Source organism: Novosphingobium sp. BF6 (assembly GCF_058273105.1).
In genome coordinates, this window is the sequence record NZ_CM177776.1 from 582,516 (window position 1) to 602,075 (window position 19,560).

General features: G+C 66.3%; 13 protein-coding genes. 9 read left to right on the top strand and 4 right to left on the bottom strand.

The features are described from left to right. Positions 1-34: 34 nt before the first annotated feature. From AC4D6D_RS17965 to AC4D6D_RS17975, 3 genes are all read right to left on the bottom strand, one after another. On the bottom strand, positions 35-1,588 hold the full coding sequence (locus AC4D6D_RS17965) for an alpha/beta hydrolase domain-containing protein (protein ID WP_491328412.1): 1,554 nt from the start codon (positions 1,586-1,588) through the stop codon (positions 35-37). After that, on the bottom strand, positions 1,588-4,335 hold the full coding sequence (locus AC4D6D_RS17970) for a TonB-dependent receptor domain-containing protein (protein WP_491328413.1): 2,748 nt from the start codon (positions 4,333-4,335) through the stop codon (positions 1,588-1,590). Before AC4D6D_RS17970 ends, AC4D6D_RS17965 begins: the two co-directional genes overlap by 1 nt. A gap of 229 nt (positions 4,336-4,564) precedes the next feature. Then, on the bottom strand, positions 4,565-5,062 hold the full coding sequence (locus AC4D6D_RS17975) for a MarR family winged helix-turn-helix transcriptional regulator (protein WP_491328414.1): 498 nt from the start codon (positions 5,060-5,062) through the stop codon (positions 4,565-4,567). A gap of 128 nt (positions 5,063-5,190) precedes the next feature. On the opposite strand from AC4D6D_RS17975, the gene AC4D6D_RS17980 reads away from it, so the two are divergent. From AC4D6D_RS17980 to AC4D6D_RS18015, 8 genes are read left to right on the top strand one after another with little or no spacing between them, the layout of a single operon-like run. Then, positions 5,191-5,712 (top strand): TRAP transporter small permease subunit, encoded by a 522-nt coding sequence (locus tag AC4D6D_RS17980; protein WP_491328415.1) that lies wholly within the window; start codon positions 5,191-5,193, stop codon positions 5,710-5,712. Further along, the gene (locus AC4D6D_RS17985) at positions 5,709-7,013 is read left to right on the top strand and encodes a TRAP transporter large permease (RefSeq protein WP_491328416.1); all 1,305 of its coding nucleotides are present in this window, start codon (positions 5,709-5,711) and stop codon (positions 7,011-7,013) included. Before AC4D6D_RS17980 ends, AC4D6D_RS17985 begins: the two co-directional genes overlap by 4 nt. Positions 7,014-7,017: 4 nt before the next feature. Beyond that, positions 7,018-8,079, top strand: coding sequence for a TRAP transporter substrate-binding protein DctP (gene dctP / locus AC4D6D_RS17990; RefSeq protein WP_491328417.1), 1,062 nt, complete (start codon positions 7,018-7,020; stop codon positions 8,077-8,079). Beyond that, on the top strand, positions 8,076-9,347 hold the full coding sequence (locus AC4D6D_RS17995) for a CaiB/BaiF CoA transferase family protein (RefSeq protein ID WP_491328418.1): 1,272 nt from the start codon (positions 8,076-8,078) through the stop codon (positions 9,345-9,347). The genes dctP and AC4D6D_RS17995 overlap by 4 nt, the downstream gene beginning before the upstream one ends. 1 nt (position 9,348) lies before the next feature. After that, on the top strand, positions 9,349-11,817 hold the full coding sequence (locus tag AC4D6D_RS18000; protein WP_491328419.1) for a 2-hydroxyacyl-CoA dehydratase: 2,469 nt from the start codon (positions 9,349-9,351) through the stop codon (positions 11,815-11,817). Beyond that, on the top strand, positions 11,814-12,998 hold the full coding sequence (locus tag AC4D6D_RS18005) for a CaiB/BaiF CoA transferase family protein (protein ID WP_491328420.1): 1,185 nt from the start codon (positions 11,814-11,816) through the stop codon (positions 12,996-12,998). The genes AC4D6D_RS18000 and AC4D6D_RS18005 overlap by 4 nt, the downstream gene beginning before the upstream one ends. Continuing rightward, positions 12,995-14,203: a CaiB/BaiF CoA transferase family protein gene (locus tag AC4D6D_RS18010; protein WP_491328421.1), complete on the top strand. Its 1,209-nt coding sequence runs from the start codon at positions 12,995-12,997 to the stop codon at positions 14,201-14,203. The genes AC4D6D_RS18005 and AC4D6D_RS18010 overlap by 4 nt, the downstream gene beginning before the upstream one ends. Beyond that, positions 14,200-15,318 carry a CapA family protein gene (locus AC4D6D_RS18015; RefSeq protein WP_491328422.1) on the top strand — a complete coding sequence of 373 codons (1,119 nt, stop codon included), beginning with the start codon at positions 14,200-14,202 and terminating at the stop codon, positions 15,316-15,318. Before AC4D6D_RS18010 ends, AC4D6D_RS18015 begins: the two co-directional genes overlap by 4 nt. A gap of 99 nt (positions 15,319-15,417) precedes the next feature. Here AC4D6D_RS18015 and AC4D6D_RS18020 read toward each other — a convergent pair whose 3' ends face one another. After that, positions 15,418-16,686: a site-specific integrase gene (locus AC4D6D_RS18020; RefSeq protein WP_491328423.1), complete on the bottom strand. Its 1,269-nt coding sequence runs from the start codon at positions 16,684-16,686 to the stop codon at positions 15,418-15,420. 191 nt (positions 16,687-16,877) lie between these two features. Between AC4D6D_RS18020 and AC4D6D_RS18025 the strand changes: the two genes are divergently transcribed. Next, on the top strand, positions 16,878-17,855 hold the full coding sequence (locus AC4D6D_RS18025; RefSeq protein WP_491328424.1) for a hypothetical protein: 978 nt from the start codon (positions 16,878-16,880) through the stop codon (positions 17,853-17,855). Positions 17,856-19,560 lie beyond the last annotated feature (1,705 nt).

A 19,560-nucleotide genomic window follows, 5' to 3' on the forward strand; every position in this document is an offset into this window, starting at 1 on the left:
TCGGGAAAACCTTCAACTTTCTGGCCTTCGGACCTCAGGAACCGGCGGCGAACTGCGCCCCGGCATCGCGGCGGGCCTTTTCCTTCAGCGCGGCGGCATCTTCGGGGAGCAGCCAGCGCTGCCTGACCATGCCGTCCACTTGCGCATCGTACTGCCGGACGAACGCCTCTGCCGAGCCGTAGCGCGCCTTGAGCGCCGCGCCGCCAAGATCGGAGCGCACGAAAATCGGGCGGCCCTTGGCCGGCGTGCAGGCGGGCAAGTCCGTCCCCTTGTACGGCCCATAGGACGCCAGCGGCACCTTGAACTCGGCCACCGGCATGCCGCCGACCGGGTTGCCCACCGCGTCGCGGCGGATCTTGTCGCCGTCCCAGGCAAGCGGCGGCGCATGGGGCGGCGCGATGCCTTTGTCCGTCCAGAGCCGCAGGTTCTCCACGGCGGCGCGGGCGAGCGCGCCATGCGGCACATCGCTGATCGGCAGGGGGCAGACGTTCAGCGCTTCCTCGCCTTTCGCGCCCGCCACCGGATAGCCCTTGGCGGCAAGCTGGACGAAGTTGGGACGCTTCTCGCGCGGAGGATTGCCGTCGATCATGCTGGCACCGTGAACCACGGCGCCAAGCTGGTAGAGCCGGTGTGCGCCCACTTTCGCATCGCTGTCGGGCGTCTGCGGGCCGGGTCCGGTGCCGACTTCGAACTCCGACATGAATTCGATCACCGGCACGTCGATAGGCTTGAGCGTACGGCGAGGATCGTCGTTGCGAGTCACCGGTTCCTGGCTGTTGAGCGGAATGTAGCCGCCGCCGTTCCAGCGCGAGGAAATGCCGATGAGGTAGCCGTCGAACACCGGCTTGCCGCCGGGCAGGCGGGCGCGATCATGAAAGCCCTCGTTGATGAAAGTGCGCTGGACGCTGCCGGTGAACGACCAGCCGCCGACCAGGATGCGGCGCACTTTCAGCCCGCGCAGGGGATTCTGCGGCGTGTCGCTGCGCAGCAGCGCGCCCATGTCCGCCATGACCTGATAGCGGATGCCGTCCTCCGCGGGCCACTGGATCGCGCCGTAGCGCTGCGGATCGAACCACTGGAGCACCTGGCTTTGCGCGGTCGGCACCGGCCCTTTGGCGGAGATCGCGCGGGACGGCGCATCATCGCCCAGCCCCGCCGCCACGTAGATGTCGCCATGCGCCATCATGTAGCCCGACATTGCCACCCAGTGCGAGGTTCCGCCCTGCGAGGGGTGGATCGGCTCGAAATGGACCACGCCGCTGAACTTTCCGGCATCCCTGGGTCGCCGCACGACGATGCGGGTGCCGTAAGGCACATCCTTGGTCAGCACGGCCAGCTTGCCCGAGGGATCGCGGCGATAGGCGTCGGCAGTGCCATGAAGGAAATATTCCTCCTCCACATAGCCCTGCGCGGCAAGGTCCACCGCCGGGACAGCGCCGGGGACCGAAGCCGCGTTGTAGACCTGGCTTTGGGCGGTGACGGGGATCGGCCCGTCGACCTTGTCGATCCCCGCCAGCGCGGGAGCGGCGGCGGCCAGCGCACCGATCGCCGCGCCGATCGTCGCAAGGGTGCAAGCCGTGCGGCGCATCAGAACGTCTTGCTCAGCGAGACGGAGATCATGCGGCCGATGGCGTTGGTGGTTTGCGGATCGAAGCCGCCGCCGCCGCCGTTGGATGTCGGCGCCAGGTCAACGAACGGCGGATCGCGGTCGAACAGGTTCTGCACGTCAAGGCCGATCTTGACGCCCTCGGTCCCGGGAATGCCGGTTCCTTCGAGATCGTAGGCCAGCCGCAGGTCCACCGTGGTGTAGGACTTGATGCGCTCCACCGGCGCGACGTACGTATTGTTGTAGCCGTTCTGCCAGGCGACGACGACGCTGCCGTCGAACCCGCCCTTGGACCAGCCCGCCACGCCGCGTGCGCGCCACTTCAGCGGATAGTCGATGTTGTTTGCCTGATCGATCACCGGGCTGTCCGGCGTGATCCCCACCTTGTAGGTGAAGAAGTGCGTGCCGCGCAGCGAGAAGCGGAAATCGCCGGCATTGTCCGTGCGGATCGGCACCGCCAGCCCGAAGTCCAGGCCGCGCGTGATCGTGGTGCCCAGGTTGCTGGGGCGCCCGTCGACGAAGACGCCGGCCGCCAGCGCGTTCGCTGCCGTGCCGCCGTTGACGGTGAGGCCGGAATTGACCAGCTCGGCAATGCGCGCCTGTGCCGCCCCGCCGCGCGTGATGATCGAGCTATAGAGGTTCTCCTGACGCAGCACGTTCAGGTTCGACAGGTAGCCGTTGATCTGGCCTTCGTAGACGATGTCGAAATAGTTCACGCTGAACTGCGCGCCGGGCAGGAAGGCGGGCGAATACTCGCCGCCGAACGACCAGGTCCGCGCCGTCTCGGGCTGGAGATCGAGGTTGCCGCCCGAAAGCGCCACGCCCTGCACGGTCGCACCCACGGTGGGATCGAAGTAGTTCTGGATATAGAGCTGCGATCCGCCCGCGCTGACGAGCTGGGTCAACAGCGGCGCGCGGAAGGATTCTCCGTAGCTGCCATGCAGCTTGAGGTCGGCGACCGGCTCCCAGTTGATGCCGATCTTGGGATTTTTGGTGGTGCCGACGTCGCTGTACTTGTCGATGCGGCCGGCCACGTCGAGTTGCAGGCTGTGGAAGCCGGGGATCGCGTTGCCGGGGCCGAAGATCGGCACGAGCACTTCCGCATAGGCGGACTTCACATTGCGTGAGAGACGGATATCCGTGCCGGTCTGCGATTCCAGGCGGCCGCGCAGCTGGCCGGTCCGCAGATTCAGCTTGTAGTACTCCGCGCCCACCGCCAGCTTCACGTCGCCGCCCGGCAGGGTGAACAGGGTGCCGTCCAGCTTCGCCTCGGCCGCCTTCATGCGGCTGATGCCCTGCGTGGTGCTGACGTTGTTCATGATTGCCGCAACCACGTCGGGATCGTTGACCGAAGTGCCGAAGGGATTGAATGCGGTCGCCGGATTGCTGCTGGCCAGAGCGGCGGCCAGCGCGGCAGAATCGGTCTGGCCGCCCTGGCTGAACACGCGGTCCTTGTTCCAGCCGTAACTGCCGTAGAGGTCGAGCTGCCAGTCGCCGAACAGATCGGCGGTGATGCCTGCGGTGCCCTGGATCGTCTTGGAGGTAATGTCCGAGGTCGAGTAGGGGCCGTAGTCGTTGACGAACGAATATTGCACGGTCTCACTGGCCGGATTGGTTCCGGCGGGCGACACGAAAAAGGCATTGCTGCGCGGAACGGTCAGGTTCTGCGCGGCCACCTGGCCCCGGCGCAGGGCATCGCGGCGAGAAGCATAGACGTCCGCGTAGAAGCGGATGCCGTCCGTGATGTCCTGGTCGAAGTTGATGGTGCCGGCGTTGATCTCCTGCTGCGGAACCAGGTCGATCGCCTTGAGATTGTCGCACCGGTTGACGGTGCCGGCAGCGAGGTTGCCCGGCGTCGCGCCGCCCGCCGGGATCGCGTAGCTGCGCCCGCCGGTCACGATATTACCCGGCGCGCACTGGCTTACGCGGTAGTCCGCACCGCCGCGCGTCGTGAGGTCGGCGCCGTAGAAATCCCGGTCGCGGCCGCTCAGATTGCTGCGATAGGTATGCTGGAACGAGGCCGTGACCTGGCCCGTCGACCACTTGTGACCGGCGACGATACCCACCTGGCTTTCGAAGTAGTGATCGGCCACGCCGTGCTGCACCTCGATCTGGGCGCCTTCGTAATTCCGGCGCAGGATCAGGTTGGCGACACCGGCCACCGCGTCCGAGCCGTAGACCGCCGAAGCGCCGTCGGCGATCACCTCGACACGCTCCAGCGCCAGGGTAGGAATGGTGGAGGGATCGATGGTGGCACCGGTCGTGCCCTGCGGCACCGCGCGGCGACCGTTGATCAGCGTCAGCGTGGCGTAGGGACCGACGCCGCGCAAGTTGATCGAGTTACCGTAGACGACGTTGCCCGCTCCGCCCGCACCGCTGCGGCTCGTGTCCGAAACGCCGTAGTTGGTGATCTGCGGGGTTTCCTGAAGCACCCGGATCGTGGTGGTGGCGGCGGACTGGTCGATTTCTGCCCGTCCCACGGCGACCAGCGGAGAGCCGACCGGCGCCGCGCCGCGGATGCTGGTGCCGGTGACGATGATTTCCTGGATCGTCGGCGAGGCGCTGTCTTCCCCGCTGTCCGGCTGGGACTGGCCTGCATCGGTAACGGGGGCCTGCGACTGTTCTGCCTGGTCCTGGGCCTGCGCAGCAGACGCCGCCAGCGCGAAAGCGGCCATGGCCCCATAGGAGACCAGCCGGGAAACGGGGTGACGCAAGGTAAGGCGCGACATCTATTGACCTCCCAACCCGGCCGTGCCGGGCATTTATCGTTTCGGCGATGGCGCCGGCGCGAAAGGAGCAACAGCAGGGAGTGCCCCAAGGGACACGACATGACCTCTCCACTCGTCGCAGCGGCGTTGTCGCCGTCCGCAGGCGCTCCTGGCGCCATCGACAACCCGATGATGCGACTCAATCGTGGAGTATGTCAACTATCTTTTAATTGGACGGTATTGTTTTTCGTTATAGCGAAATTCTGGCCTCGTCGTAGGCCAGGTACATGCGGTCCAGCAATTCCCGCAAAAGGGCGAGTTCCGCCCGGGTGAGCTGGTGCAGGACGGCGTCTTCCGTCTCCGTCAGGATCGCGAACAGCTCATCGAGATACGCCTTGCCCGAATCGGTGACGAACAGGGCGTGGCGCCGCCGATCGGTGGGAGACCGCTCGCGCACGGCAAGTTCGCGCTTCTCCAGTTCATCGACGATCTGGACCGTGATCGACTTGTCCAGACCCACTGCCTTGGACAGTTCGTTTTGGGAAATTCCCGGATTGGCCGCGACGATCGAGAGCGAGGAGAACAGTCCCGAGCGCATGTTGCGATCGGCTGTGGCCGCCGCGAAATCGCGCGAAAGCTGGTTCTGGATGCGCCGCAGGCGAAATCCGATGAATTCGTCCAGCCGGCCCAGCTTGATGCCCTGCTCTTCCGCTTCCGCCTGTTCCCGCTTGCTGCTCCCGCGCGCCACGTTTTCGTCCCTGTCTCAATTTCATTTGGTGTAGTTGACAGATAGTTGAATATATCTACCATGTTGCCTGTCATGGTATTAGACGGTTGAACGGCAAGGCTGTCAATAAGGCCGCCTGGGAGAGGAAGATGCAGAACGACCTGGACGCGGGCAGCGAAGCGCCCTCGGCAAGCGAGTCGCCACAGGCGCCCGAGGTGCCCGGAGGCGCTACCCGCGTCGCCTACCTGATCGGCGGGACGGGCCTGTTCGTGGCCATGGCCACCGACGCCGTCGCCGTGCTGGGCCGCCATACCGGATTCACCCTGCTGGGCTCGATCGAAGTCGTGCAGTGCTGCATCGTCCTGATCGCCTCCTCGGCCATGATATTCGCGACGCTCAAGGGATCGCACGCCGCCGTCCATATCCTGACCGAGCGGCTGAGCGCTCCTGCCGTCCAGCGCCTTGCCAAGATATCGGCGGTGCTGGCCGCGGTGCTGTTCCTGGTGCTCGCCGGGGCCGGTCTCTGGCTGGTCCACGACCTGTGGGGCGGCCACGAGCGGACCGAGCTTCTCCACATCCCCATCACGCCCTTGCGCCTGCTTCAGGTCGGCGCACTGCTGTTCATCGCCGCGCTGTTCCTGCGCAGCCTTTTCCGCCGGAGCGCTCCATGAGTCCCGAGGTTATCGGCCTTATCGGCATATTCGCGCTGCTCGGCCTGCTGGCCGTGGGCGTTCCCATCGGCGTCGGACTTGCCGGTGTCGGCCTTGTCGGCCTTGCCGTGCTGATCTCGCCCGAGGCGGCCGTCATCAAGGGCGGAGTCGTCGCCTTCGAAACCGTCATGAAGTACGAACTGGGCGTCCTGCCGCTGTTCCTGCTCATGGCGCACTTGTGCTTCGCCGCCGGAGCCAGCCGCGACTTCTTCGACGTGGCCGCGCGCTTCGTCGGCCATCGCAAGGGCGGCCTCGCGCTGGCCTCGATCGCGGGCTGCGGCGGCTTTGGCGCCATCAGCGGATCGAGCCTCGCCACGGTCGCCACCGTGGGCGCCGCCGCCCTGCCCGAGATGCGCCGCGCCGGCTACCAGCCCGGATTCGCCGCCGGGGCACTGGCGGCAGGCGGTACGCTGGGCTCGCTGATCCCGCCGTCGGGCGCGCTGATCGTCTTCGGCATCATCGCCGAACAGTCGATCGGCAAGCTCTTCGCCGCCTCGATCATTCCCGGCGCCACCCAGGCGCTGTTCTACATGATCGCCATCAGCATCCTGTGCCACTTGCGCCCGGAACTCGGCCCCAAGTCGGAGCGCGTGGGCTGGCGGATGCGCATCCTGGGCCTCGGCCGCATCCTCGACGTGATCGCCCTGGTGGTCTTCGTCATCGGCGGCCTGATGATCGGGTGGTTCACCCCGACCGAGGCGGCCTCCGTCGGCGTCGTCGCGGCGCTCGGCCTCTGCGCGCTGCGGGGCGCCTTCAGCCGCGCCGCCATTGGCGAGGCGGTAGCCTCCACCCTGCGCACGGCGGGCATGATCTATGTCGTCATCATCGGCGCCATTCTCTTCGCGACGTTCATCAGCGTGACCGGAATCGCCGACGTCATGTCCGACTGGGTGCGCGGCATGCACGCCAGCCCGGTGATCGCCATCATCGCCATGGCGGCGCTGCTCCTGCTGCTGGGCTCCTTCCTCGACGGGCTGGCGCTGATGCTGCTGACCACGCCGATCTTCCTGCCGATCGCGCAGGAACTGGGCTACAGCGCGATCTGGTTCGGCATCTTCCTGACGCGCACCATGGAAATCGGGTTCATCCATCCGCCGCTGGGCCTCAACGTCTACGTCATCCAGGGCATCGCCAAGGACATCCCGCTCGGCGCGATTTTCCGGGGCATCGTGCCCTTCCTCGTCGCCGACTTCTTCCACCTCGCCCTGATCATCGCCGTTCCCGCGCTGACCCTGTGGCTGCCCAGCGTGACGGGAGGCTGATCCGATGCGCCTGAAGCTCCTGCTTGCTCCCGCCGCGCTCGCTCTGGCGCTACCGCTCGCCTCCTGCGGCGAGGCCCCGACGACGCACGCCGAACATACGCTGACATATGCCAGCCCCTATCCGCCCAGCCACCCGTTCAGCCGTGCCGACCAGGAGTGGATGGACAAGGTTGCCCGCGACAGCGGCGGGCGCATCGCCTTCCGTCCCTACTGGTCCGGCGCGCTCCTCTCCAACGACATGAGCATGGAGGAGATTCGCCACGGGGTGGCCGACATCGGGCTGATCACGCCGATCTACGCCAAGGGCGGCGCGCATTTGCTGCGGGTGCAGTCCGGCTTCTACGGCGGCGTGCGCGATATCGGCGAGCAGATCGCCGTCTACGATTGCCTGGCCGGCCGCTTCCCCGGCTTCGGCAAGGAACTGGAAGGGCTGCGCGTGCTGGCCGTCCAGGGCGGGAATTTCCCGGGCGTGCTCACCCGCACCCGCCCGATCCGGCACCTGGAGGACTTCCGCGGCCTGCGCCTGCGCGCCCAGAGCGATGCCGTGGACGTGCTCAAGGAACTGGGTGCGGACCCCGTCAACATGCCGATGAGCGAGGTCTATTCCGCCCTGGCCAAGGGCGTGATCGACGGGGTGGTCGCTCCGGCCGACACCATCAAGAGCCTGCACTTCTCCGAAGTCGCCAAGCACTTCACCACGATCCGCTTCAGCCGCGGCGCCTACCCGGCCCGCGCGATTTCGGACCGCGCCTTCGCCCGGCTACCGCAGGACCTCCAGTCCTTGCTGGTCCATTCCCGCAAGGACTGGGAAGCGGCGCTTAACCGCGAGCTGTTAAAGGCCGAGGCGGACGGCATCGCCTTCGGCAAGAGCGACGGCGTGGACTTTTCGCCGCTCCCGGCCGCCGAGCAGGCCCGCTTCGACCGCCTCTACAACGCCGACGCCCTGGGACAGGCACAGCGCCTGTCCGAACTGGGCATCGACGGACTGCCCGTGTTCCGGGCCGCACAGCACCTCATCACCACCGGCAGCGCCGAAGCCTGCGCGCCGACGGAGAACCGCCCATGACCATAGATCCCGCCACTTCCGCTCCCGACCTTTCGGCTCTGGGCCGTCCTCTCGAAGGCCTGCGCGTCGTCGACCTCACCCGCGCGCTCGCGGGGCCTTACGCCACGCTCCTGCTGGCCGGGCTCGGGGCCGAAGTCATCAAGATCGAAGACCCGCGCGGCGGCGACCTCGCCCGCGAGAACAGCCCCTATGTCGGGCGCGACGGCATCGGCGTGGAGCGTCGGCACGAGGACGACGTATCGGTTTCCCACCTCACCCGCGCCCGCGGCAAGTACGGGGTCGCGCTGGACTTCAAGAAGCCGGGATCGCAGGAGGTCTTCCGCGACCTGGTGCGCGGCGCGGACATCGTCGTCGAGAATTTCACCGCCGGCACCGCCGATCGTCTCGGCATCGGTTACGAAGTGGCGCGGGCGGAGAATCCGGGCGTCATCTACTGCTCGCTCAGCGGCTTCGGGGCGACGGCGGCGGACGGCAAGGCCATGGACATCATCATCCAGGCGCTGTCCGGCGCAATGTTCGCAAGCGGCGGGCACAACGAGCCGCCCGTGCGCATCGGCATTCCCATCGCGGACATGCTCGCACCGGTCTTTGCGGTGATCGGCATTCTCTCCGCGCTGGAGCAACGGCACCGCACCGGCCTTGGCCAGCATATCGACGTATCGATGCTCGGCGCGCTCACCAGCTTCGTGGCGATTGAGAACTGGTCGGCCATGGCGGCGGCAGGGATGCAGGCGCGAACCGGGCTTACCGTACAGCGGCTTTCGCCTTTCGGCGTCTTCGAATGTGCCGACGGTTATGTCGCGGTGGTCGCCGTACATGAGAAACTGGCGCAGGGCCTGTTCCGGGCCATGGGGCGCCCCGAACTTTCGCAGGACAACCGTTATGCCAACCGCGACGCCCGTGTCGCCAATGCGGCGGTGCTCGAAGCCATGATCAACGACTGGTCGCGCACTTTGCCCACGGCCGATGTCGTCGCCCTGCTCGAAGCCGAAGGCGTGCCCGTCGCGCCCGTACGTCATCCGGAGGACGCGCTGGTGGATCCGCGCGTGGTCGCCCGCGCGGAGACGATGGAAGTCCACCATCCGCACTACGATACCCACATCGACTTGCGCACTGCCGGCATTCCCATCGTGTTCTCCGGTGCGCGCACCGGGTTCGACGACGTATTGCCCGTGCGGGTGGGCGAGCATGCGGAGACGATCCTCGCGGGCCGCCTGGGCTATTCGCAAGAGAAGATCGCGCAGCTGCGCGCCGATGGAGTGATCTGAGGTGCCGATCGGCAGCGCTCCCTCGGCGATCCGGGCCGCGATCGCCGCCGCCTATGGCGATGCCGATACCGTGGCCGACCGCCTGCGCGGCGAAGGCCGCCGTGTCCTGCGGACGATCGGCAGCGACGCGCCGCTGCCGCTGCTGCGCGCCGCCGGCTTCGCGCCGGTGCGACTTGCTCCACGCCCCGTGGCCGGAACGCCGCGCGCCGATGCCCTGCTCGGCCCTGCCGCAGCCCGGCGCCGCGCCCACCTGCTCGCCGAACGGCTGCTCGATCCGGGGCTGATCGATCCGGTCCTGTTCACCCGCGCCGACGCCGAACAGGCGCAAGTCTTCTCCGCCCTGCGCGAAAACGCCCGCCTGGGCGCGCCGACCGGCATGGCGGTGACTCTGCTCGACCTGCTCCACATCGACCGCCCCTCCAGCCGAGCGTACAATGCTGCGCGGCTCGCCCAGCTTGGCGACTGGCTGCAGGCCCAGGGCGGTACTTCCTTCACCGAGGCGGACCTCGCGCGGGAGGCCGATGCCGCCGATGCGGTCAACGCCTTGCTGCGCGATCTGGACAAGCTGCGCCCCCGCCTTTCCGGCACGGATATGCTGCGCAGCATCGGCTGTGCCGCGATCCTGCCGCCCGAGGAGCTGGTCCCCCTGCTGCGTGCCTTGCACGATGAGGCAGCCACCCTTCCCGAGGCTTCCGGCACGGCGACGCTCTGCGCCGGTTCGCCGCACGAGACCGACCTGCACTATGCCGCGATCGAGCGCGAGGGCCTGCACATCGTCGGCGAAGTGCACGACTGGGGCATCGCGCGCGCCATGCGCCCGACCCCGCGCTCGCTGGCGGAGTGGGCCGATCCCGCTTACGCCATCCCCGCCGCCGCCGCGCGCAGCGAAGCGCTGGCCCAGGAAGCGCAGGCAGCCGTGCAGGAACGCAAGGTCGAACGCATCCTGCACCTCACCCTCGACGGAGACGAGGCCGCGCCCTGGACCGTGGCCGCGCTCCACCGCGCTGTGAACGGGGACGGGCATGACGCCGCGCCCGCCGAAATCGTGCCCCTCAAGAGCCCGCTCGACGATACCGCCCCGCTGGTGAAAGCCCTGCGCAAGGACGATACAGCGCCGGAAATCGCCGCTCCGAAGCCTGCAAAAGCCGCTTCGGCCCCCGCCCCGCGCGCGCGCAGCCGCAAGGTGCTCAAGGCCTCCGCCTCTTCCGGCGATTACCAGCGGGACTGGTTCGCTTCGATACGCGAGCAAGTGGCTTCGGGGGCGCCGTTCGCCATGGTCAACGCCAATGCCCCGCAGGAAATTCTGCGGGCGCTCGGCGTGCCCTTCGTGGTCAACCAGTGGTGGGCCTCGATCGTCGCCGCCAAGCAGCAGAGCGGCCGCTATCGCGCGCTCCTGCGCTCCCGGCACTACCCCACCGACGCCGAAGCCTACAGCGCGCAAGGGGTCGCCGCGGCCCTGGACCGGGACGCCGAGCAGGCCCCCTGGGGCGGCCTGCCGCGCCCCGACTTCGTCCAGGCCATCGCGTCCAGCGACGCCACGCCCGCAATCTTCGAGGCCTGGGCGCACGAAAGCAGAGCCGCGTCCTACGTCTACGAACGCACCGTCGATCCCCGCTGGAACATCGAGACGCGCTGGTGGGAGGCTCTGCCCGACCGCTGGCACGAAGTGCTGGAGCCGGAACGTCTGGACCTGCTCGTCGCCGAATTGCGCGAAGTGATCGCCGCCGTCGAGAGCGCCACCGGCCGGCGCTTCGACGAGGAGCGGTTCGTGGAGGTCATGAACCTCGTCAACGAACAGGAAGAATACTACCGCATGACCCGCGACCTTATCGCGCGAACCGTGCCCGCCCCGATCGGCGTAGTCGATTCCATGCCCGCGACGATGGTTCCCCAGTGGCATCGCGGCACCGAATGGGGCCGCGATGCCGCCCGCGCGCTCTATGAGGAAGTGTCGGAAAGGGCCGCCGCAGGCCTCGGCGCCGTCGCGGACGAGAAAGTGCGGCTCATGTGGGTGGGGCGCGGTCTCTGGAGCAACACCGCGTTCTACCAGAAGTGGGAAGACAGCCACGGCGCCGTCTTCGTCTGGTCGATGTACCTCGCGCTGGCTGCCGACGGGTACATCCGCCGGTTCGACGCGGAAGGCGTGGACGACTCCCCGCGCTCCCCCTTGCGCGCGCTCGCCGCCCGCTTCCTGACGATGGGCGACGAACTGCGCATGCCGAGCTGGGCCGCGCCCTGGCATGTCCACGAGGCGCAGGCCCACGGCATCGACGGCGCCGTCGCGCTCGACGATGCCGATCCCTTCGTCTTGCGGGCGCTGGTCGCCGCCGGGATCCCGGTGCTGGAACTGGGCGTAGACAACTATGCGCTGGACCGCGCCGACTCCGACGCGCTCGAAGCCCGCATCGCCGCCTTCATCGAAGGGCCTGCCGCGCAAATGGCGCAAGACCGCAGAAAGGCTGCCGCATGACCGCACTGGCCGGGCTGACCGTCCTCGATTTCTCCCGCTTCCTGCCCGGCGCCTACTTCGGTTGGCTGGCGGGCGACATGGGCGCGGAGGTGATCCGCATCGAACACCCGCGCGAACTCGCCAAGGCGCAGGAGATGTTCGGCTCCGGCGCCGACGAGCAGGCCGAGCGCCTGCGCCGCGCCCGCCCCACCTACACGCGCAACAAGCGCTCGCTGCTGCTGAATCCCGGCCACCCCGAAGCCGCACCGGTGCTGCGGGCGCTGGTGGAGCGGGCCGATGTGCTGGTCGAGGACTACCGGCCCGGCGTGATGGCGGCGATGGGGCTGGGCTACGCGGATCTTGCCGCGATCAACCCGCGCCTGATCTACGCTTCGGTATCCTTCACCGGCCAGACCGGTCCGCTGGCCGGACGCGCCGGGCATGATCCCGCCGCACTCGCTTTGGCGGGCGCGCTCTCGCGGCTGAACGGTACCCCGGAGCCGACCCTGCCCGGTGCCCAGGTGGCGGACGTCCTGGCGGGCGCCCATGCCTCCATCGCGATTCTCACCGCGCTCCAGGCCCGCAACGCGAGCGGCGCCGGTCAGCATGTCGATGTCGCCATGACCGACGCCGCCATGCCGCTGCTGATGGTGGCGCTGGGCCGTGCGCAAGACCCGGCAGAGATCGGCTTCCCCACCGGCGACTGGCATCCCAAGGGCGGCGTCTGGCGCTGCGCGGACGGCGAATGGCTCTGCACCACGGACATGGAGCCGCGCTACTGGGCGCGCTTCTGCGAGGCCATGGAGCGGCCGGACTATGCGGCGCGTCAGTTCGACCTGGCCGCCCACCCCGCCATGCATGAAGACCTTGCCGCACTTTTCGCAAGCCGGGACCGGGCATACTGGCTGGCACTGCTGGAAGCGGCCGATACCCAGGTCATGCCGGTGCTGACGCCCGGCGAAGCCCTATGCCACCCGCATGCCGACGCCCGGGGCATGCATGTGACGCTGACCCTTGGAGAGCAGGAAACGGTCGAGCAGGTCGGAACACCCTTCCGCCTTTCCGCCTGCCCACCGGTCCTGCATCGCCCCGCCCCGCTGCCGGGCGCGGACAATGCCGCCATCCTCGCCGAACTGGGCTTCGACGCCGAAGCGCTCGAAGCAGCAGGTGTCTTTTCCAGCCGTCAGGGAGCCTCGCGATGAATGCCTTGGACGGAATCCGCGTCGTGGACCTGACGCATGCCATTTCCGGCCCCACCTGCACGAATGCCCTGGTGCAGATGGGCGCGGAGGTCGTGAAAGTGGAACCGCCGCATGTGGGCGACGGCTTCCGCCACTATATCGAACACGCGGGCGAGCCTCTGCTCAGCGTTCCCTTCGCCTCGATCAACGCCGGCAAGCGCTCCATCGCGCTCGATCTCAAGATCGACGCCGCCCGGGACGTGCTGTGGAAGCTGGTCGAACGCGCCGACATTCTGGTGGAAAACTATCGCCCCGGCGTTCTGGCGCGCCTGGGATTCTCGATCGAGGATCTGCGCCGCCGCAATCCGCGCCTGATCGTGGTTTCGATCACCGGCTTCGGACAGGACGGCCCCCTCGCGCAATGGGGCGCCTACGATCACATCGCCCAGGCTATATCCGGCATCGCCGCGCTCGGCGCCATCGACGGCGAGCCGCACAAGATCGGCCTGCCGATCATCGACAGTTTCGCCGGCTATATCGCGGTCATCGGCGCACTTGCCGCCCTGCGCCACCGCGACGCGACCGGCGAGGGCGAGCATGTCGACGTCGCCATGCTGGACGCCGCGCTGAAGCTGGCCAACCAGGCCGTCTCCGTCCACAGCTATACGGGACGGACGCCGGGCGGCAGCGGCAACCGCGGCTTCCGCATGGTTCCCACGTCCGAGTTCTACCCGACCGGCGAAGGCTGGATCGCGCTCGGCGCCAACAACCAGACGCAAGTGGAAGCACTGCTGCGCGTGCTCGGCGCGGAAACGATGCTCACCGACCTCCGCATGGCCGACCACGCGGCGCGCGTGGCGAATCACGATTTCGTGCGCGCCTGGCTGACGGACCGGTTGGCCGGATGGCGGGCCGAGGATCTCGAAAAGGCCCTGACGGACGCCAGAGTGCCTGCCGCAATGATCCGCGACGTGGGCGGCATCGTTACCCATCCGCACATGGTGCAGCGCGGCTCGCTGGACATGGTCGATCTTCCCGGTCACGACCGTCCGCTGGCGACGATGGGGCCAGGCTTCATCACCGGGCGCGAGTCCGACAGCGCTTCGGACCCTGCCCCGCTCCGCCGGGTGCCCGTGCTGGGCGCGGACGGCGAGGCAATCCTGACGGAACTGGGCTATGATCCGGCCGCCGTCGCCGCGCTGCGCAGCGAAGGCGCAGCGGCATGATGAGCGATCCGATCGACATCCTGTTCCTCGGCGACATCATCCTCGACGTGCCCGAGCCCGACCACTGGCTTTCGGGTATCGCCGAAGTCACGCGCGCCGCCGATCTCGCGATCGGGCACCTGGAAGTGCCGCATACCCTGCGCGGCGAGGAACTGGAGGGCGACGTTCCCGCGCCCGGCGCCGAACCCGCACATCTGGCCGCGATCGCCCGCGCCGGGATCACCATGCTCTCGATGGCCGGAAACCATATCGCCGATTGCGGCGCCATCGGCATTGCCGACACCAACGAGGAACTGGACCGCCTCGGCATCGCCCACACCGGTGCCGACGCCAACCTGCCATTGGCGCGCAGGCCCGCAGTGGTCGAGCGCGGCGGCAAGCGCATCGCCCTGCTCAGCTACAACTGTGTCGGCCCCGAGATCAGCTGGGCCACCGAGACGCGGGCGGGCAGCGCCTATGTCAACGTCCTTGCCGCCGATGGCGGTCCTTCGCGTCCCCAGGCCGAGCTGGTCGCCGCCGATCCCGCATCGGTGGAACAGATGACGCGCGACATTGCCGAGGCGCGCGAGCAGGCGGACGTCCTGGTGGTGGCCCTCCACAAGGGCATCACCCATCGCCCCGCGGCACTGGCGCCTTACGAACGGCCGCTCGCGCAGGCGGCGGTGGACGCCGGTGCCGACGTGGTCATCGGTCACCATGCCCATATCGCCCGCGGCATCGAGTTTCATCGCGGCCGTCCGATCTTCCACGGACTGGGCAACGGCTGCGTCGTCACGCATGCGCTGACGCCCGCCCAGGACCATCCCGCCCGCGCCGAATGGTCGCTGCGGCGCAAGGCGATGTTCGGCTTCGAGCCCGACCCCGCCTATCCGCTAGCCCCCTTCCACCCGGAGGCCGTCAACGGGCTGGTCGGTCGATGCCGGATCCATCCCGATGGCCGCGTGGAGACCGGCTTCCTGCCTATCTGGTTCGCACCGCCCGGGCGACCGATAGTGCCCGACGCGGCCAGGCGCACCGAGATCGCCGGCTATATCGACGCGATCGGCCGGAACGCGGGCCTGGCGCCCCTGAACGGGCAGTTTGACGGCCTCTGGATGTCCCTGAAAACGGGGTAACGGCATGGCCAATCGTTCAGATCGATCCGTTCCCTGCCATGCCGGTCGCAACTGCGGTCGAAACAGGGCGGTGTGGATGCCGAATCCAGCAGTGCTGACTTAGCTCCGCCGGCCGCGCAGATGACGGGCCGTTGCAGGGGAAACCGGTGCGAGGTGGCGCCCATAACGTAGCGCGGTCGTGGGGGATGACCAACGCAGCGCCTCGGCAATCGGCCCAGCGTCCTCTCCCACGGCGAACAGGTCCTGGGTAAGGCCAACGCGCAGTGAATGGGTACTGAGCGTTGCAATCTCCGCATCCAGCGCTTGCCCAGAAAGGCGAACAAGGCCGAGGTCGGCGGCCCGCTGCGCGGTACGCTTGACGATCAGCCGGACGGCCGCTGGCGTCAACGGGTGTTCCCCGATGGCATATTCGACACGGGCAGGACGCCCGCTTGTCATGCCCAGGCGTTCCTCCCCTCCCCGATAATTCCACGCAATTTCACGGATTCGCGGGGCCGTGCTGCCTCTGCGCGCCTTGAAACGGCGAACAGCCACCCTTCGAAACAGTGGTCCCTGGTAAATGCCGGCTTCCTCGATCCAGGCTGTGAGTCGCCGCACCGTCTCGGGCGAAACCCAGGCATAGGCGCCCTCCCCCAACCGATCGGTTTTGGAGCGGGGAACCCTCAGGTGCGCAGAACCGTCTTCCTGCACGGCGATATCGTCATAGCGGACAGCAACAAGTTCCGAGACGCGCAAGCCGGTGTCGTAGCCCAAGGATAGCAGCGCGGCATCTCGAAGCCCCGGCGGCGTGGATTCGCGGGCCCCGATCAGCGCGTCGAGGGTGAAGACTATGGAAGCATCCCTTGCCCGCGCATCATCGCCGAGGCGAAGGGGGCCTACCTGACGCTGGGCAGTACCGCTTCTGCGACGCATCCCGCGCATGGCCTCGCGCACGACGCCGCTTTTGGTCGGGCTGATACCACCGAGGAAGCCGTGAATAACCGCGAGGGAAGCGAGGCGGCGGGATACGGTTGACGGCTTGAGACCGCGCGCTTCACAATCTTCGATGTAATATACGATCCGTGCCTCGCTGGCGGGCAGACCAGTCAAGCATTTGCTGCGGCAATAGGCTCCATAGTCATCCAGATCGTTGGCCAGTGCCTTCACGCTGGCCGCGGCTCGCGCTTCCATCGCTCTGCGGAACGCCAACTTGTCGATGCAGCTATCTGAATTCAGCAGCGTGCCGAGCCGCGCTGCGAGTTGGTCGATCCGGTCGACGGCTTCGCCCGAGCGCCGTTGCGGCAATGTCCCCTCGCCCGGGCAACGGACGGTGATGACCGTTTCATCCCCCGTGTCACTTGAAACGAGCGAAAATGGCGAGTTTCCCATTAGGCTGCGTCCTTTGTAGAGGCGAGCAGCGAGGCATGATAAATCTCGCCCATAGGCAGCTTTTCTACCCTCGATAAAGCTCTCTCGCAATGTCGACTATCGATAAGGTTCCATTATCGATAGTGCGATCCAGTTTGATCTCCGGGCGTCCAGTTATGAGGGCTTTAGCTTGACAATAGCTTCATAACGATATGAAAATCGGTGCTATGACAAGCTTCGGCGAAAACGTACTGATAGCCTTCGGTGCGGCTCAAGCTGCGGTCGCTCGTGCCGGCGAACGAGTGCTTCTATGCCCAAAGCCGGCGATCCTGAAGGCCCAATATCGATTTTTGCAGCAGGAAGCGTTAGGCTATGTCGAAGGAGAGCTTGTCTCGCCCGGCGACCTTGCGATGGATTACGGCTACTCGCCTCACTCCTACCGACAATGGCCTTACGCGTTCGTGCAGGCATTTGATACCCCACCCTCGTCTCGGCAATTTCCTACATCGGCAAGTGTTCTTCGGTGGCTTCAGAACCTTGGGAATGCTGACAACGCCAGCGAAATCATACGCCGTCCGATGGACTTGAACGAGAACAAAATTCAGGTGTGGGCTAAAGTCGTCGCCCAGGCACACGCAATGCCGGCAGCAATTGCCGGCGCCGACCTGGCCGCGACCTGGTTGACCGTGGGGCCTTTGCTTCAAGGCAATCTGCCGATCGGGATCATGCTTGGCGATTATTACAGCATGGGCGAGGCTGGTTTTTCCGCTGGCGGAACCGTCGCAATCGGGCTGATGGAGCGAAAGCGGAGTTGGGCGAAAATCGCTGCCGGCAGCATTGATGACGACTATGATGACCTCTCAAGCCGGGCGAAACTGGAAAGGTGCAGAGTTACCTGGCTTGAGGCAATGGCTGGCGGCGCTTTGGCGCTGGTACGCCTCGACACCCGGCTTCGGCTATGGGAGCGTCGTCTGATTGACACGATGCAAACAAAAAGGAGCACATCCCACCTCGGCAAGCTTGTCGAGTACGCCGCGCTTCGCCCCTCTTGTGGTGGTACTTTAGCCGCCCGCGATCTTTCCCTGTCCCGGCAGGGCGCTGCAGACCTACTTGACGAAGCCGTCGCTGCCGGCCTCCTCCGGGAAGTCACCAAGGGCGGGTCATTTCGGCGTTACCAAGCCGCGATCTAAGACCCGGGTCGAAGACGCGGCACGATCCATCGACTCGATGGCTTAAGTCTCTCATCTGATCGGGTGGCCGGTAACCAAAGTCTTCCGGCTTTGCGCGTTCTTTCGCGAGTTGCCCCAACGGCTAGCGGCGACGAAAGTCCTGCGAGCTGTCCCTAAGCTTGCCGCTAAGGCTGTTTCGGCGTGCAAGGTGGCCTTCATTAAAGCAATGCCCGCCTGCTGACCATCAAGGGTCTGTCACCAATCCGGCGCAAAAACACCGGATGTGCGTCGACGGGCATCTAACCTTTGGCTCAATATCTCGGCCGCGGCCCGAACCGGCGTCGGCGTAATTTCAAAAGCTCTGGAATGGTGCGGACTGATCGTCAGCCATCTCCACCGCAATGCCAACTGGATACGGCTTGACCCCCTCTCGCTTACAGCCGGCAACGGATGGGGCAGAAGGCACCCCATTCGCGCTTTCTGTTGATACGATGAACGAATACGAGAATCGATGGGGGCGATCGACGTACTCCTCGATCGCTTCTCGGCGAGACGGGAGTGATTTGGCCGGCGTCGATTTTCGCGCCTGAGCTGCCTTAGCCCTATTGCATAGGAGCTAGCTCGGTCTGCCTCTGTGCGAACGACGCAGGGATGTGATCGGACAGTTCGTTTCCGCACTTTTCCGAAGAGGCGATGGAGAGCGGTCATCGGTCAAGGCGGTGATGCTCGCCGAGCGATATCCTTTTGGGACCAACGATGGTTCGATTCTGCCGCTGGATCACTGAAAATGGCGGAAAACCTAGGTTTTTCAGCGATCAGGCATCGAAGCGCGTAGAACGCGAAAATGGGCATAAGCGAGGGGTAGGGTGCGGAGGCGCTCTTAAGGCGCTGTACGGGCTTCTGAGGGCAAATTTTGGTACCTCGGTCCGTGCCCCGCGCGTGCGCGGGCGTTCCGTTGAATCAAATACTCTCGCCGGGCGTAAAAAATGATTCAAAACGGCGAGACCATTGGATGCAGCGGAACAGGTTTCACTTTCGACGCATGACAGTGGTGCTGCGTCATGAATGGGTGGCGTGCGAGGCGCGGACGCTAAATTTTGCGCGGCCTTTCCCAGGCTTTTCCCAACTCAAAAAGCTTCGGTTCGGGTTAGAAGGCTCTTTAGAAGGAATCCTTTAGAAAAGTTACGCGGCCGCTTCTGAGCGCCCTTCTCGCGGAATCTCACGATTCGCAAATTCGGTGCATTCCCGAAGTGTCGTCGATACGTTCCCGAAGTGTCGGCGGTGACGTTCCTGAAGGGTCGAATGGCTGTTCCCAAAGGATCGAAAGTGTGTTCCCGAAGGGTCGAAACATGCAATCTGGGCGTTCCCGGTGTGTCGAAGGCCTGAAAATTCGCCGGTTTTTTGAATCACTTTTTCTGGGGGTCCGGATGGAAAGGTTCAATCGGCCTTTCCCGATCGCCTGCGCGGTCGCGCTCGCATTTCCATTTGCCGCCAGACGCGACACTTCGGGAACGGCCTTCGCACGGTGTCCTCTCGGCAAGGTGCGCGGGTCCGTTCATGCGGCAATTCCGGACGCGATCTTGGGCTTAGGACATTCCAAGGCCGTTTCGCCGCAGCGGTAGAGCTGGGGACTGCGCGCCTTGCGGGCGACAGCAAATGGACGCGGATGTGGACGTGGAAGCGATCGCAACTGACGAGAGAGTGAGATTCCCGAATACGGGCGGGT

Bases quoted from the DNA above. Each gene is read 5' to 3' on its own strand.
- AC4D6D_RS17965 (WP_491328412.1), bottom strand. From the start codon at position 1,588: ATGCGCCGCACGGCTTGCACCCTTGCGACGATCGGCGCGGCGATCGGT.
- AC4D6D_RS17970 (WP_491328413.1), bottom strand. From the start codon at position 4,335: ATGTCGCGCCTTACCTTGCGTCACCCCGTTTCCCGGCTGGTCTCCTAT.
- AC4D6D_RS17980 (WP_491328415.1), top strand. From the start codon at position 5,191: ATGCAGAACGACCTGGACGCGGGCAGCGAAGCGCCCTCGGCAAGCGAG.
- AC4D6D_RS17985 (WP_491328416.1), top strand. From the start codon at position 5,709: ATGAGTCCCGAGGTTATCGGCCTTATCGGCATATTCGCGCTGCTCGGC.
- dctP (WP_491328417.1), top strand. From the start codon at position 7,018: ATGCGCCTGAAGCTCCTGCTTGCTCCCGCCGCGCTCGCTCTGGCGCTA.
- AC4D6D_RS17995 (WP_491328418.1), top strand. From the start codon at position 8,076: ATGACCATAGATCCCGCCACTTCCGCTCCCGACCTTTCGGCTCTGGGC.
- AC4D6D_RS18005 (WP_491328420.1), top strand. From the start codon at position 11,814: ATGACCGCACTGGCCGGGCTGACCGTCCTCGATTTCTCCCGCTTCCTG.
- AC4D6D_RS18010 (WP_491328421.1), top strand. From the start codon at position 12,995: ATGAATGCCTTGGACGGAATCCGCGTCGTGGACCTGACGCATGCCATT.
- AC4D6D_RS18015 (WP_491328422.1), top strand. From the start codon at position 14,200: ATGATGAGCGATCCGATCGACATCCTGTTCCTCGGCGACATCATCCTC.
- AC4D6D_RS18020 (WP_491328423.1), bottom strand. From the start codon at position 16,686: ATGGGAAACTCGCCATTTTCGCTCGTTTCAAGTGACACGGGGGATGAA.
- AC4D6D_RS18025 (WP_491328424.1), top strand. From the start codon at position 16,878: ATGAAAATCGGTGCTATGACAAGCTTCGGCGAAAACGTACTGATAGCC.